The 14,443-nt window shown below is 63.7% G+C and carries 10 protein-coding genes; 4 read left to right on the top strand and 6 right to left on the bottom strand.

Features of this window, described 5'->3' with window-relative positions:
* The first annotated feature begins 27 nt into the window (after nucleotides 1-27).
* Entirely contained in the window at nucleotides 28-1,365 is a 1,338-nt protein-coding gene (locus tag KZO25_RS09915; RefSeq protein WP_223136824.1) for a replication-associated recombination protein A, read from the top strand.
* A 102-nt stretch (nucleotides 1,366-1,467) separates the two neighbouring features.
* Here KZO25_RS09915 and lolA read toward each other — a convergent pair whose 3' ends face one another.
* Nucleotides 1,468-2,097 carry an outer membrane lipoprotein chaperone LolA gene (gene lolA, locus KZO25_RS09910; RefSeq protein WP_223136823.1) on the bottom strand — a complete coding sequence of 210 codons (630 nt, stop codon included), beginning with the start codon at nucleotides 2,095-2,097 and terminating at the stop codon, nucleotides 1,468-1,470.
* Nucleotides 2,098-2,219: 122 nt separating this feature from the next.
* The gene (locus KZO25_RS09905; protein ID WP_223136879.1) at nucleotides 2,220-5,315 is read right to left on the bottom strand and encodes a DNA translocase FtsK; all 3,096 of its coding nucleotides are present in this window, start codon (nucleotides 5,313-5,315) and stop codon (nucleotides 2,220-2,222) included.
* A 247-nt stretch (nucleotides 5,316-5,562) separates the two neighbouring features.
* On the opposite strand from KZO25_RS09905, the gene aat reads away from it, so the two are divergent.
* From aat to infA, 3 genes are all read left to right on the top strand, one after another.
* Nucleotides 5,563-6,306 (top strand): leucyl/phenylalanyl-tRNA--protein transferase, encoded by a 744-nt coding sequence (gene aat / locus KZO25_RS09900; RefSeq protein WP_223136822.1) that lies wholly within the window; start codon nucleotides 5,563-5,565, stop codon nucleotides 6,304-6,306.
* A gap of 12 nt (nucleotides 6,307-6,318) precedes the next feature.
* Complete coding sequence (locus KZO25_RS09895) at nucleotides 6,319-7,074, top strand: arginyltransferase (RefSeq protein WP_066450213.1); 756 nt, start codon at nucleotides 6,319-6,321, stop codon at nucleotides 7,072-7,074.
* Nucleotides 7,075-7,221: 147 nt separating this feature from the next.
* Entirely contained in the window at nucleotides 7,222-7,440 is a 219-nt protein-coding gene (infA, locus tag KZO25_RS09890) for a translation initiation factor IF-1 (protein WP_010627817.1), read from the top strand.
* Between the two features lie 101 nt (nucleotides 7,441-7,541).
* Here infA and clpA read toward each other — a convergent pair whose 3' ends face one another.
* The 4 genes from clpA to KZO25_RS09870 all read right to left on the bottom strand — a co-directional run bounded on the left by clpA (nucleotide 7,542) and on the right by KZO25_RS09870 (nucleotide 14,182).
* A complete protein-coding gene (clpA, locus tag KZO25_RS09885) occupies nucleotides 7,542-9,818 on the bottom strand; it encodes an ATP-dependent Clp protease ATP-binding subunit ClpA (RefSeq protein WP_223136821.1) in 2,277 nt (758 codons plus the stop codon).
* A gap of 140 nt (nucleotides 9,819-9,958) precedes the next feature.
* Complete coding sequence (clpS, locus tag KZO25_RS09880; protein WP_066450215.1) at nucleotides 9,959-10,354, bottom strand: ATP-dependent Clp protease adapter ClpS; 396 nt, start codon at nucleotides 10,352-10,354, stop codon at nucleotides 9,959-9,961.
* Nucleotides 10,355-10,518: 164 nt separating this feature from the next.
* Entirely contained in the window at nucleotides 10,519-11,775 is a 1,257-nt protein-coding gene (gene icd / locus KZO25_RS09875; RefSeq protein WP_066450220.1) for an NADP-dependent isocitrate dehydrogenase, read from the bottom strand.
* A 169-nt stretch (nucleotides 11,776-11,944) separates the two neighbouring features.
* On the bottom strand, nucleotides 11,945-14,182 hold the full coding sequence (locus KZO25_RS09870) for an NADP-dependent isocitrate dehydrogenase (RefSeq protein WP_223136820.1): 2,238 nt from the start codon (nucleotides 14,180-14,182) through the stop codon (nucleotides 11,945-11,947).
* Nucleotides 14,183-14,443: the final 261 nt, after the last annotated feature.

Below are 14,443 nucleotides of genomic sequence, written 5' to 3'. Positions count from 1 at the left end.
GAAACATCCAGCCACAAGGAGAGCGCCATGGACCTGTTCGGCCAGGCCGATGACGACACGGCACCACTCGCCTACCGCATGCGGCCACGCCGCCTGGAGGACTACGTGGGCCAACCGGCTCTGGTGGGCCCCGGCAAGCCGCTACGGCGCATGGCAGAAACAGGCACGGTTCGCTCGATGATTCTCTGGGGCCCTCCGGGGGTGGGCAAGACCACCCTGGCTGATATCCTTGCCACGGAATCCGGATCCCGGCTTGAGAGGCTCTCGGCGGTAATGGCCGGGGTCAAGGATATTCGAGAAGCGGCATCCCGAGCCGAGGTGGCGCGGGGGCAAGGCCAGCCGACGCTGATGTTCCTCGATGAGATTCACCGCCTCAACAAGAGCCAGCAGGATGCCCTGCTGCCCCACGTGGAGTCGGGCCTGCTGACACTGATCGGCGCCACTACCGAAAACCCCTCCTTCGAAGTCAACTCGGCGCTGCTCTCCCGGGCACGCGTTCACGTGCTCAAGCCCCTCGACGAAGCCGAACTGATCACCGTGATGCGCCAGGCCCTGGGCGACAGCGAACGCGGCCTGGGCAGCCGCCATATCACGGTCGATGACGAGATTCTCGGCATACTCGCCCGGGCCGCCGCCGGCGATGCCCGGCGCGCCCTGGGCCTGCTCGAGACGGCCTGCGACTTCACCGTCGCCGATGGCGATCACGAACGCCTGCCCCGGGAAGCGCTGGAGGCAGTGATGGGCCATCAGGCCAGCGCCTTCGACAAGCAGGGCGACTACTACTACGACCTGCTATCGGCCATCCACAAGTCGATCCGCTCCTCGCGGCAGGACGCCGCCCTGCTCTACATCGCCCGCTTCATCCAGGGCGGTGGCGACCCGCTGGACGTGGTTCGCCGGCTGGCCGCCATCGCCTCGGAGGACGTGGGCAACGCCGACCCTCGCGCCCTGCCACTGGTCATCTCCGCCTGGGACGCCTACCTGCGCCTGGGGGACTACGAAGGCCAGCGTGCCATTGCCCACGCCGCCATTCATCTCGCCGTGGCCCCCAAGAGCAACGCCATCGACCAGGCATGGCATCGTGCCAAGGCGTTCGTGGCCGCCCAGCCGAGCCTGGAGGTGCCCGGCTACCTGCGCAATGCCCCGACCAAGCTGATGGAGTCGCTGGGCCATGGCCAGGGGTATCGCTACGCCCACGGCGAACCGGAAGGCTACCCGGCGGGCAGCGCCCACGACTGCTGGCCCGACGACCTGCCCCGCCAGCCGTTCTACCAGCCCAGCGATCACGGCCAGGAGAAGCGCTACGCCCAACTGATGGCCTGGCGTGCCGCGCTGGATGCCCAGGCCGATGAAAGCGGAGCGTGAGCGCGCGGACAGGTGACAGAAGAGAAGCGATAGAAAATGAGCCAGAAACAGCCGCGCCGCCTCGAGGGCGGCGCGGTTGCATCATGGGCTCCTGAAGGGCGATCAGTGGGTGTCGCGGATCACATCGGTGCCGTCAGGAATGTCGAAGGTGAAGCGGCTGTCATCAATGGACTGGTTCAAGCGCACGTCACGAAACTCGATGGCGGTACGCTGGCCGGTGCTGTCGGTCATTTCCAGCCCCCGCAGCTCTTCGCCGCGGAAGGTCATCTCCAGCTCCTCGAACAGGGTGTCGGGCGACTTCGGCACCAGCCGGAAGACCTCGTTGCTGCCCTGCTGCTGGCGCGTCACGTCGTAATTCTCGGTCAGCTCACTGGCACTGCCGGAGAGCAACAGCGCCGGCGTGTGGGTGACTCTCTGATCCAGCGCCTGCACGGTGACCTGCTCGAGGTCGGGGTCGTAGAGATAGACTTCGCTGCCATCGGAGATAACCTCCTGCTGATAGGGGGCGTCAACCTCCCAGCGGAACTTGCCGGGGCGCGACAGCCACATGGTGCCACTCGCCTGCTGCAGGCGCTGGCCGCTGCCGTCGAGGATCTGCTGCTCGAAGCTGGCCTGGTATGTCTCCAGTGGCTCCAGCATCGTGGCCAGGCGATCCGCACCTTCACTGGCAAGGGCGGCAACCGGCAGTGCAAGCGTCATGGCCAGTGTGGCAAGGGTCTTCTTTACAGTCATTAGCGCTATCTCCCTAAGCAGGGTCCGTATGTGGAATCCTGTCAATCGGACCCGATCAGCGCCGGCGGGTTGCATGGCCGCCGGCGCTTTCACGTTTGATGCATGTTTGGACGAAACCGGCATCAGTTCCCCACCGGCGGTGGTGCCAGCACTTCGCGAGCGCCATTGGTGCCCATGGAAGAGACCACGCCCGCCGCCTCCATCGCCTCCACCAGCCGCGCGGCCCGGTTGTAGCCGATCTTGAAGCGGCGCTGCACCGCGGAGATCGAGGCGCGCCGGGACTCGGTGACGAACTGCACCGCCTCGTCGTAGAGCGCGTCCTGCTCGGCATCGCCGCCCTCGCTGCCCTCCGCCTCCAGGCCCGTCAATGCCTCCGCCGAGACCCCACCGGAGAGGATCTCCTCGATATACACGGGCTCGCCGCGGCGCTTCCAGTCTTCGACAATGCGATGCACCTCGTCATCGTCGACGAAGGCGCCATGAACCCGGGTCGGCAGGCCGGAGCCGGCTGGCAGGTAGAGCATGTCGCCGTGACCCAGCAGGTTCTCGGCACCGCCCTGGTCGAGGATGGTACGGGAGTCGACCCGCGAGGAGACCTGGAAGGCCATGCGGGTGGGTATGTTGGCCTTGATCAGGCCGGTGACCACGTCCACCGAGGGGCGCTGGGTGGCAAGTATCAGGTGGATACCGGCGGCCCGCGCCTTCTGGGCCAGGCGGGCGATCAGTTCCTCGACCTTCTTGCCCACAATCATGAACATGTCGGCAAATTCGTCGATCACCACCACGATGTAGGGCAGCTTCTCCAGTACCGGGGGCGGTTCGTGCATCTCCCAGGGCTGAGGGTCCCACAGCGGGTCGGCCACCTGGGCGCCCGCCCGCTCCGCCTCGTCCAGCTTGCCATTGAAGCCGGCGATGTTGCGCACCCCCATGGCTGCCATCAGCTTGTAGCGGCGCTCCATCTCGGCCACACACCAGCGCAGCGAATTGGCAGCTTCCTTCATGTCGGTGACCACCGGCGCCAGCAGGTGCGGAATACCATCGTAGACCGAGAGCTCGAGCATCTTGGGGTCGACCATGATCAACCGCAGCTCCTCCGGCGTGGCCTTGAGCAGCATGGAGATCAGCATGGCGTTGACCCCCACCGACTTGCCCGAACCGGTGGTGCCGGCCACCAGCAGGTGGGGCATCTTGCCCAGGTTGGCAACGACAGGGCCACCGCCGATGTCCTGCCCCAGCGCCATGGTCAGCGGCGAGGCTTCCTGCTGGTAGCGATCGGAGTCGATCACCTCCCGCAGGCGGATCATGGCGCGATGAGGGTTGGGGATCTCGATGCCCACCGTTGGCCTACCGGGGATCACCTCGACGACCCGCACGCTCTTGACCATCAGCGAGCGCGCCAGATCCTTGGCCAGGTTACTGATCTTGGAGACCTTGACCCCGGCGGCCGGCTTGATCTCGAAGCGGGTGATCACCGGTCCGGGCCAGGTATTGACGACCTCGGCCTTGACACCATATTCGCGCAGCCGGGTCTCGAGCAGCTCTGCCATGTCGGTCAGCTGCTGCTCCGTATAGTTCTGCTGGTGCGGCTCCGCCGGCGTCAACAGGCGCAGGCTCGGCAGCTCGCCATCCGGTTCGGCCAACTCGTCGAACTGAGGACGCTGGCTCTGCAGGTGCTCCACCGTCCATAGCGTGGGTCCATCAGGCTGGGCCGCCGCGGCGCGGGCCTGTTCGGCGGTGGCGACACGTCCCTCGCCCTGCGGCTCCTCGCTCGGCGCAGCATCGTCAGGCTCGTCTGTCGAGGGCTCCGGGGGAGCAATCCCCTCTCTTGATGCAGCCGCCTCCTGCCAGGCTCGCAGGCCGGCCGCCTGATCGGGATAGCCTCCGGCCCGTTCTGTACCTGAGCCGGCCTCAGGCTCGGTCAAGGCCGGTCCACTCTCATTCTGATCATCGACTAGGCTGTCCCAACTTAAGCGCGGCTCCTTCGCCTCCTGCCGCTCATCGGGCTGCCAGTCACTGAGCCCCGGCTCACGCCGTGACGTACCCGCCGCCCCTGCCTTCTCCTGTTCCGGCCGGGGACTCTGTGGGTCGTCAATGGAGGTCGTCGCCTCGACAGGAGCATCCCGCTGATCGTTGCGCGCAGTATCGCTATCGGCCATCGGGGCCTTGCCCTCCGTGGCCCGCAGCGGCATGGAAACCGATGCCGGCTCGTCATGACGACTGGCACTCAGGGGATAGGAACCCGCAGCAGCAGCCGAAACGGCCCCCAGGGAGGGCTCCGGAGGAGAAACCGACGCTGGACCAGCGCCTTGCTCATGCGCCGCTTCACGAGCGGTATAGGCGGCTTCAGGCCGCTTTGCCGATGGCGTCCGCTCGGGCACTTCCCACGGAATATCGGTTTCGCCATCGTCGCCGAAGCCGGATGACAGGCTGGGCTCACGGGATGCGGCACTGCCAATGGCCGGCTCTCCTCCTCCGCCGCCCCAGGGCAGCAGCCGTCGCCAGCCACGCCGGCCGGGTGACGACACCCTCTCCCCCTCGTCCGCTGCCGATTCGTCGAACGGTTCCTCGTCGTTCGACACCTCGTCGTCATCGCGCTCGGCACGCCGAGCCTCCTGGCGCTCCCGAACCAGGCCAAAAGGGGTGGCGGCCCAGCGCCAGAGCTGCAAGGCACGATGCCCCAGCTCATCCATCACCGTCAGCCATGACAGACCGGTGAACAGCGGAAAGCCGCAGAGCATCGCCGACAGGGCGAGCAACCCCGTGCCACCGGTATCGACCAGCGGCATCAGTGCGCCCACCAGTCCCTCCCCGAGGATACCCCCGGACGCATAGGGCAACTTGCTCTCGGGACTGTAGAAATGCAGCGCCCCCAGGGTGGTCGTGCCAAGCAGCAGCAGGACCAGCCCCCCCAGGCGCACTGCGACACCTGTTGCATCCCACTCGATGCGAACCTTGCGCGAACGGATCAGCCACCAGCCGGCAAACCCCAGCATGCCGGGCCACCAGAGGGCACTGGCCCCGAACAGTGAGTAAAGCACGTCAGACAGCCAGGCCCCGATGGGCCCCATCCAGTTGTCGACGCCGGTTTCCGGCCCGCGATGGGACCATCCGGGGTCTGCCGGCTCATAGCTGAACAGCGCCAGCAGCAGGAACACACAGCCTGCCAGAAGCAGGATGATCGCACCTTCGCGGGCTGCGCCGTGCAGGTGGAGTCCCATGCGCCTTGCCGTCTGCCGGGCATTCTCCGCCGTCGCGCGCCGGGGCACGCCCTTTTCCTTTGCACTCAACTCGCCAACCCCCTCGCGCCGCACCTGGCGGCGCCTTTCAGAAGCATTCGTATTGCCGGTTTCAGCCGCTCATCATACCGGGACAGCAGGCCCCGGCACAGTAGCCGCGGGCTTTGCTTGAGGAAGAGTCGCTCCGCCCTCAAACTAGATGCAACCTAACGACAAGGAGCGCCGCAGCATGCTGCCCTGGCTTCCCGAACAACCGGTTAGCTTCCCCCCCGTGTCACAGGCGCTGCGTGACCCGGATGGCCTGCTGGCAGCTGGCGGCGCCTTGACGCCCCAGTGGCTGCTGACCGCCTATAGGCGCGGCATCTTTCCCTGGTACAGCGATGATCAGCCTATCCTGTGGTGGAGTCCGGATCCTCGCATGGTGCTCTTTCCCGACGCACTACGCATCAGCCGCAGCCTGGCCAAGCGATTGCGCAACGGCAATTTCCGGGTAACCTTCAACCGTGCCTTCCTCGAGACCGTCGATGCCTGTGCCGCCCCCAGGCCGGGTCAGCCCGGCACCTGGATCACCCGGGAGATGCGTAACGCCTATCTGCTACTTCACAGGCTGGGCTACGCCCGCTCCGTGGAAGTGTGGCAAGGCCAGCGACTGGTCGGCGGACTCTACGGTGTGGCCCTGGGTCCGGTCTTTTTCGGCGAGTCGATGTTCTCGATGACCCGAGATGCCTCCAAGGTAGCGCTGGTCCATCTGGTACGCGCCATGCAAAAAGGCAATGGCCGACTGATCGATTGCCAAATGCATACTCGTCATTTAGCCAGCCTGGGGGCTTGCGACATCGCCCGCGCCGAATTCATCGGCTATCTTGAAGAGTGCCTGGCGAAACCGCATTCGACCAGCGGCGACCACCCGCTACCCGACTGGCCGCTGCCCGAAGACGACTCCTGCGCCGAGACTACATCCGCTTTCACATAGGGAGCGACCGAAGTGAGCAGCAATACGCCTCAGCACCCGGTACGGGATCTGCGCTTCTTCCTGACCGTGCCTCACGCCTGCAGCTACCTCGAAGGCCACGAAGCGACGACGCTTTTCCTGGATCCCCAGGAGTCCCATAGCCAGGGCGTTTACGATGCGCTTGCCCTGCTCGGTTTCCGGCGCAGCGGGCGCCATCTGTATCGCCCGCATTGCGAGGGCTGCAGCGCCTGCCTCTCGGTTCGCATTCCGGTGCAGGACTTCCAGCCCAGCCGCAGTCAGCGCCGCATTCGCCGTCGCAACACGGACCTTCGCTTGATCGAGCGACCTGCGCAGTTCGATGCGGAGCACTATGCGCTCTACGAACGCTACATATACGCCCGCCACAGCGATGGCGACATGTTCCCGCCAAGCCATGAACAGTACCGTACCTTCCTGACCCTGGACGAGGACTACTCACGGCTGCTGGAATTCCGACTCGGCGATCAACTGCTGGCCGTATCCGCCTTCGACCATCTTGAACACGGCCTTTCTGCCATCTATACCTTTTTTGACCCCGATCCGCAGTGGTATCGCCGCTCCCTGGGCGCCTATGCCGTTCTCAGCCTGGTGAAGGAGGCGTACCTGCGGGATCTACCCCATGTCTACCTGGGGTACTGGATCCGGAATTGTCGCAAGATGGCCTACAAGGAAGCATACCAGCCCCTGGAGATACTCGACGGCCGACATTGGCGGCGCACGCTTCCCATCGCAAATGTGTCTTCGAAGTAAGGCCTTCTTTGCCTTGACGCCCAGCTTGCGGCACAATACCGCGCTATCTGTCGGCACAGCAGCCTGCCTGCTGTCGTCGAGTGAGGCTTCGGGCCGTCCGGCACGGTCAGTGGAAGTCATCGTAACCATCAGCGAGGAACCGCCTATATGGCACGTGAAGACCATATCGAAATGGAAGGCGTCGTCGTCGATACCCTTCCCAACACCACCTTCCGCGTCGAGCTGGAAAACGGCCACGTCGTGACGGCCCATATCTCCGGCAAGATGCGCAAGAACTACATTCGTATTCTCACCGGTGACAAGGTCAAGGTCGAACTGACCCCCTATGACCTCACCAAGGGACGTATCGTCTACCGCTCACGCTGATAGCGCCAGGGCACCCTTTCGCACGATAACGGCTCCCCGCGCACGACAACGCCCCGTCCGAAGACAGGGCGCTGTGTCGAGCGGGTGCTAGCCTTGCCCCATCAAGGGGCGTCGGCCAACTCCGCCTCCGTGGAGAGGTGCAGTTCGCCATCCTCCACGCTGACATGCACGATCCCGCCATGCTCTGCCAGCTCGCCAAACAGGATCAGCTCGGCCAGTGGCTTCTTCAGTCGCTCCTGGATGATACGGGCCATTGGGCGCGCGCCCATGCTCGGATCGTAGCCCTTCTCGGCCAGCCAGTCGCGGGCTGCCATGTCCACATCCAGCTGGACCCGCTTCTCGTCGAGCTGCGCCTGTAGCTCCACCAGGAACTTATCCACCACGCTGCGCACCACGGAGGTTGGCAGGGAGTGGAACTGGATGATGCCATCGAGCCGGTTGCGAAATTCCGGCGAGAAGGTCTTGCGAATCACCTCCATGGCATCGGTGGAGTGGTCCTGGGACTGGAAGCCGATAGAGCGTCGTGCCTGCTGCTCGGCCCCGGCGTTGGAGGTCATGATCACGATCACATGGCGGAAGTCCGCCTCACGCCCGTTATTGTCGGTCAGCCGCCCGTGGTCCATGACCTGCAGCAGCAGGTTGAAGACTTCCGGGTGCGCTTTCTCGACCTCGTCGAGCAGCAGCACGCAGTGGGGCTGCTTGGTGATCGCCTCGGTGAGCAAACCGCCCTGGTCATAGCCGACATAGCCCGGCGGGGCACCGATCAGCCGTGACACGGTGTGGCGCTCCATGTACTCGGACATGTCGAAACGCACCAGTTCGATGCCCATGATCCGTGACAGCTGGCGTGCCACCTCGGTCTTGCCCACCCCTGTGGGGCCGGCGAACAGGAAGCTGCCCACCGGCTTGTCGGGGGACTTGAGGCCGGCACGAGAGAGCTTGATCGCCGCTGAAAGGCTGTCGATCGCCTCGTCCTGACCGAACACCAGCATCTTTAGATCGCGATCCAGGTTCTCGAGCAGCTTGCGGTCGGAGCTGGAGACGCTCTTCGGCGGAATCCGCGCGATGGAGGCCACCACCGCCTCGACCTGGTCAACGTCGATGGTGCCAATGCGCACCTCCGGCGGCAAGAGCCGCTGGTGTGCGCCGGCCTCATCGATCACGTCGATGGCCTTGTCGGGCAGATGACGATCGTTGATGTAGCGATCCGCGAGCCGAGCCGCGCTCTCCAGGGCTGCATCGGTGTACTTGAGCTGGTGATGCTCCTCGAAGCGCGAGCGCAGCCCCTTGAGGATGCGGATGGTGTCATCCACCGAGGGCGCCATGACATCGACCTTCTGGAAGCGACGCGCCAGGGCGCGATCCTTCTCGAAGATGCCGCGGAACTCCTGGAAGGTGGTGGAGCCGATGCAGCGCAGCTCACCGGAAGAGAGCAGCGGCTTGAGCAGGTTGGAAGCGTCCATGACGCCACCGGACGCTGCCCCGGCACCGATCACCGTATGGATTTCGTCGATGAAAAGGATGGCATTGGGCTGCTTCTTGAGTTCTGCCAGCAGGCTCTTCAAGCGCTTCTCGAAGTCGCCGCGATACTTGGTGCCGGCCAGCAGGGCACCCATGTCCAACGAATAGACTACCGCGTCACCGATGACCTCAGGAACGTCCTCCTCGACGATGCGCTTGGCCAGCCCTTCGGCAATGGCTGTCTTGCCTACGCCGGCCTCACCCACCAACAGCGGGTTGTTCTTGCGCCGCCGGGCCAGGATCTGGATGACGCGCTCCAGCTCATGCTCGCGCCCGATCAGCGGATCGATCTTGCCGATCCTGGCCTGCTCGTTGAGGTTGGTGGCATAGCCGGTCAACGGATTGGTACCGTTCTCCGTGCCGCCCTCTTCCGCTTCCTCGGAGTCCGGCGGCGGCGAGGAGGGACTGTGGCCATGGCCGGCCACCTTGGATATGCCGTGGGCGATGTAGTTGACCGCGTCGACCCGCGCCACATTCTGTTGCTTCAGGAAGTAGACCGCCTGGCTCTCCTGCTCGGAGAAGATCGCCACCAGCACGTTGGCACCGGTGACTTCGCTCTTTCCCGAGGACTGCACGTGGAACACAGCCCGCTGCAATACGCGCTGGAAGCCCAGAGTCGGCTGGGTTTCACGGTCGTTCTGATCCTCGGGAATCAACGGAGTGGTGGAGTTGATGAAATCCTGCAGGTCGGACCGCAGCTTGTCGAGGTTGGCCCCGCAGGCTCTCAGCACATCAGCTGCGGAGGCGTTGTCAAGCAGAGCCAGCAGCAGGTGCTCCACGGTCATGAACTCGTGCCGCTTGGAGCGGGCCACGGTAAACGCCGTGTTCAGGGTCAGTTCAAGTTCTTTGCTCAGCATGGCAGTCCCCTTCTCGCCGCTTAGGGCTTGCATCGGATCTTTCGTGGTCCGGCATCATCAACATCGGGCACAAACGCCGCCGTTGCAAGTCTCTTCCTCAACGACTGCCAATCTATTCCCGCTTCGACCATGTCCGGGAGTCAGTCCGCCGCCTCGATATCGCAGAGCAACGGGTGCTGACACTCTCTTGCATATTGATTGACCTGGTGACTTTTTGTTTCCGCAATGTCGCGGGTAAATATGCCGCAAGTGGCCTTTCCGTGGGTGTGAACCGTCAGCATCACCTGCACCGCAGTCTCACTGTCCATGCGGAAGAAGCTCTGAAGCACCTCCACCACGAACTCCATGGGGGTGAAGTCATCATTGTGCAACACCACCTTGTACATCGGTGGACGTGCCACCTCGGGATCCGAGGACTGGACGGCAAGATCATCGTCCCCCTCTTCCTCGGGGCGGTCGTCGTGGCGTGGCGGCCGAGTCATGCCGGCAACACTACCGACCAGCCTCCACGCGTTCGGTTCTTCTGTCTTGAACATAAAAGCCACTTACCATCTCGACAAGTCGGCCACACGAGGCATCTCGGATATCTTTGGACGCCACTGAGCCGACAGGGTTCATGGTTCTGACGGAAATGGTGCTAACACAAAAGGCCCTCGCCCGCCAGGCGGCGGGCGAGGGCCCCGGGTACTCGCCGAGCCGCTTACATGTTGTCGGCGACGGCCTGGCCGAACTCGGAGCACTTCAGGAGTTTGGCATCGTCCATCAGGCGATGGAAGTCATAGGTGACCTCGCCCTTGGAGATCGCCTTTTCCATGCCCTTGAGGACCAGGTCCGCAGCTTCGACCCAGCCCATGTGACGCAGCATCATCTCGGCGGAAAGGATCAGCGACCCCGGGTTGACCTTGTCCTGGCCGGCGTACTTCGGCGCGGTGCCGTGAGTTGCCTCGAACATGGCTACGGTGTCGGAGAGATTGGCACCCGGCGCGATGCCGATACCGCCCACTTCCGCTGCAAGAGCATCAGACAGATAATCGCCGTTGAGGTTCAATGTGGCGATGACGTCATACTCGGCCGGACGCAGCAGGATCTGCTGGAGCATGGCGTCGGCGATGACGTCCTTGACAACGATGTTCTTGCCGGTCTTGGGATTCTTGAACTGCATCCAGGGGCCGCCGTCGAGCAGCTCGGCGCCGAACTCTTCCTTGGCGATCTCGTAGCCCCAGTCCTTGAAGGCACCTTCGGTGAACTTCATGATGTTGCCCTTGTGCACCAGGGTCAGCGACTCGCGGTCGTTGTCCACGGTGTACTGCAGGGCCTGGCGCACCAGACGCTTGGTACCTTCAACGGAGACCGGCTTGACGCCGATACCGCAGTTTTCCGGGAAGCGGATGTTGGTGACACCCATTTCTTCACGGAAGAACTTGATGACCTTGTCGGCTTCGGCGGAACCGGCCTTCCATTCGATACCGGCATAGATATCTTCGGAGTTCTCGCGGAAGATGACCATGTCGACGTCGCCGGGCTTCTTCACCGGGCTCGGCACGCCCTCGAACCAGCGAACCGGACGCTGGCAGACATAGAGGTCGAGCTTCTGGCGCAGGGCGACGTTCAGGGAGCGAATACCACCGCCCACCGGGGTGGTCAGCGGGCCCTTGATGGAAACCACGTAGTCCTTGACGGCTTCCAGGGTCTCTTCCGGGAGCCAGGTGTCGGCATCGTAGACCTGAGTGGCCTTCTCACCGGCGTAGACTTCCATCCAGTGAATCTTGCGCTCGCCGTTGTAGGCATGCTGTACGGCTGAATCGATGGCAATCTTCATCGCCGGTGTCACGTCGACACCGATACCATCACCCTCGATGAACGGGATGATCGGCTCGTTCGGCACGTTCAGGGTGTTGTCAGCGTTGACGGTAATCTTTTCGCCGCCTTCAGGTACGACAATTTTCTGGAACCCCATTGAGAACTCCCCTGTCTGGTCTATTCAGTGGAGCGCGGAGTATAGCATCGACCACCCCACCCGGCCCATAACAGACGCCTCCACATAAAGGCTACTGTCCGCCGAGCGGCGGACGGTAGCCGGAGGGCCCACCCGGAAAAGGCGGTGCGACACGCTCAGCGCGATACCTTCAATCCCTGGCAACCAGCGCCAGGGCGTCATTCAACGTCTTGCTCGGACGCATGACAGCGCGGGCCAGCTCGGGATCGGCATGGTAGTAGCCCTTGATATCCACCGGCTGCCCCTGGACGCCGTTCAGCTCCTCAAGGATGGTCGCCTCCTTGGCCTCCAGGACCTTGGCCAGGCGGCCGAACAGCCCCTTGAGCTCGGCATCCTCGTCCTGGGCGGCCAGTGCCTGCGCCCAGTAAAGGGCCAGGTAGAAATGGCTGCCCCGGTTGTCCAGCTCGCCGACCTTGCGTGAGGGCGACTTGTTGGATTCGAGGAACTGGCCGGTGGCCTTGTCCAGGGCATCCGCCAGCAGCGCCGCCCGGGCATTGCCATACTGCTTGGCAAGGTGTTCCAGAGAAGCGGTCATGGCCAGGAATTCACCGAGGCTGTCCCAGCGCAGGTGGTTCTCCTCGAGGAGCTGCTGCACGTGCTTGGGTGCCGAGCCACCGGCACCGGTCTCGAACATGCCGCCACCGGCCATCAGGGGCACGATGGAGAGCATCTTGGCGCTGGTGCCCAGCTCCATGATCGGGAACAGGTCGGTTAGGTAGTCACGCAGGATGTTGCCGGTCACCGAGATGGTGTCGAGGCCTCGGATCACGCGCTCCAGGGTATAGCGCATGGCCCGGACCTGGGACATGATCTGGATGTTGAGACCGGTGGTGTCATGATCCTGGAGGTAGGACTTCACCTTCTTGATCAGTTCGTTCTCGTGCGGGCGGTAGGGGTCGAGCCAGAATACCGCCGGCATGCCGGAATCGCGGCAACGCTCCACCGCCAGCTTGACCCAGTCGCGGATCGGCGCGTCCTTGACCTGGCACATCCGCCAGATATCGCCCTGCTCGACGTCCTGGGACAGCAGCACCTCTCCGGTCTCCAGGTCGGTGATATTGGCGACACCGGCCTCCGGCACCTCGAAGGTCTTGTCATGGGAGCCGTACTCCTCCGCCTTCTGGGCCATCAGGCCGACATTGGGTACGGTACCCATGGTGGCCGGGTCGAAGGCGCCGTGCCACTTGCAGAAGTTGATCATCTCCTGGTAGATGCGGGCGAAAGTGGACTCCGGAATCACCGCCTTGACATCCTTGAGGCGGCCGTCAGCGCCGTACATCTTGCCGCCGGCGCGGATCATCGCCGGCATCGAGGCGTCGACGATCACATCGCTGGGCGAATGGAAGTTGGTGATGCCCCGCGCCGAATCCACCATGGCCAGCTCCGGACGCTGGTCGTGGCAGGCGTGCAGGTCGCGGATGATCTCCTCGCGCTGGCTCTCGGGCAGGGTGGCGAGCCTGTCGTAGAGGTTCCCGATCCCGTTGTTGACGTCTACCCCCAGCTCATCGAACAGGGCTCCATGCTTCTCGAAGGCTTCCTTGTAGAAGATCTTGACGCAGTGACCGAACACGATCGGGTGCGAGACCTTCATCATCGTCGCCTTGACGTGCAGGGAGAACATCACGCCGGTCTTGCGGGCATCCTCGATCTCCCGCTCGTAGAACTCGCACAGCGCCTTCTTGCTCATGAACATGCTGTCGATGATCTCACCTTCGAGCAGCGAGACCTTGGGCTTCAGCACCAGGGTCTGGCCGCTGTTGGTGATCAGCTCCATCTTCACGTCGCGAGCGCGATCCAGGGTCATCGACTTCTCGCCGTGGTAGAAGTCGCCGCCATGCATGTGCGACACATGGGTGCGGGAGGCCTGGCTCCACTCCCCCATGTGGTGGGGATACTTGCGGGCGTACTCCTTGACGGCCCGGGGCGCGCGGCGGTCGGAGTTACCCTCGCGCAGCACCGGGTTGACGGCACTGCCCTTGGTCTTGTCGTAGCGCGCCTTGATCTCACGCTCTTCGTCGCTGTTCGGCTCGTCCGGGTAGTCCGGCAACTTATAGCCCTGCCCCTGCAGTTCCTTGATCGCCGCCCGCAGCTGCGGCATGGAGGCACTGATGTTGGGCAGCTTGATGATATTGGCTTCCGGCGTCTTGGCCAGAGCACCCAGTTCGGCCAGGTGATCCTCGACGCGCTGCTCGTCGGTAAGATAATCGGGGAACTGGGAGAGAATCCGAGCCGCCAGGGAGATGTCCCGGATCTCGACGTCGACGCCGGCAGCGTCAGTGAAGGCGTCGATGATCGGCAGCAGCGAATGGGTCGCCAGCGCAGGCGCTTCGTCGGTGAACGTGTAGATAATCTTCGGCGTTTTTGACATGTTGGCTTTGATCTCTCTGGTCACTGCGGTGGCAGGAAACTGGAACGGTTGCGCGCGCTCACGATGTCTGGAACGGCGGACCCGGCGTGCTCCACCTACGGTTCTCTATTTTCATTTGTATGGCGGGGAATGCGCTGGGCACCACCCCCGGTGGCGAAGTCACGACAGGCCCCGTAACGACGAGGCCGCTTCCGGCGAGCGAGCGCATTATACCAGCCACCCCGCCATGGCGTATGCGCAATAAGGCTGACGTACGGCCCG

The sequence above is a fragment of the Halomonas sp. ANAO-440 genome (assembly GCF_019915905.1).
Lineage (GTDB): Bacteria > Pseudomonadota > Gammaproteobacteria > Pseudomonadales > Halomonadaceae > Halomonas > Halomonas chromatireducens.
Note: the sequence above shows the minus strand (reverse complement) of the source record. Positions and strands in the feature narration are given on the sequence as shown.

What these genes read in the sequence shown, in the direction of transcription:
- icd (WP_066450220.1), bottom strand. Translation starts at nt 11,775, where the DNA reads ATGGGGTTCCAGAAAATTGTCGTACCTGAAGGCGGCGAAAAGATTACC.
- KZO25_RS09915 (WP_223136824.1), top strand. Translation starts at nt 28, where the DNA reads ATGGACCTGTTCGGCCAGGCCGATGACGACACGGCACCACTCGCCTAC.
- clpS (WP_066450215.1), bottom strand. Translation starts at nt 10,354, where the DNA reads ATGTTCAAGACAGAAGAACCGAACGCGTGGAGGCTGGTCGGTAGTGTT.
- infA (WP_010627817.1), top strand. Translation starts at nt 7,222, where the DNA reads ATGGCACGTGAAGACCATATCGAAATGGAAGGCGTCGTCGTCGATACC.
- clpA (WP_223136821.1), bottom strand. Translation starts at nt 9,818, where the DNA reads ATGCTGAGCAAAGAACTTGAACTGACCCTGAACACGGCGTTTACCGTG.
- KZO25_RS09905 (WP_223136879.1), bottom strand. Translation starts at nt 5,315, where the DNA reads ATGGGACTCCACCTGCACGGCGCAGCCCGCGAAGGTGCGATCATCCTG.
- aat (WP_223136822.1), top strand. Translation starts at nt 5,563, where the DNA reads ATGCTGCCCTGGCTTCCCGAACAACCGGTTAGCTTCCCCCCCGTGTCA.
- lolA (WP_223136823.1), bottom strand. Translation starts at nt 2,097, where the DNA reads ATGACTGTAAAGAAGACCCTTGCCACACTGGCCATGACGCTTGCACTG.
- KZO25_RS09870 (WP_223136820.1), bottom strand. Translation starts at nt 14,182, where the DNA reads ATGTCAAAAACGCCGAAGATTATCTACACGTTCACCGACGAAGCGCCT.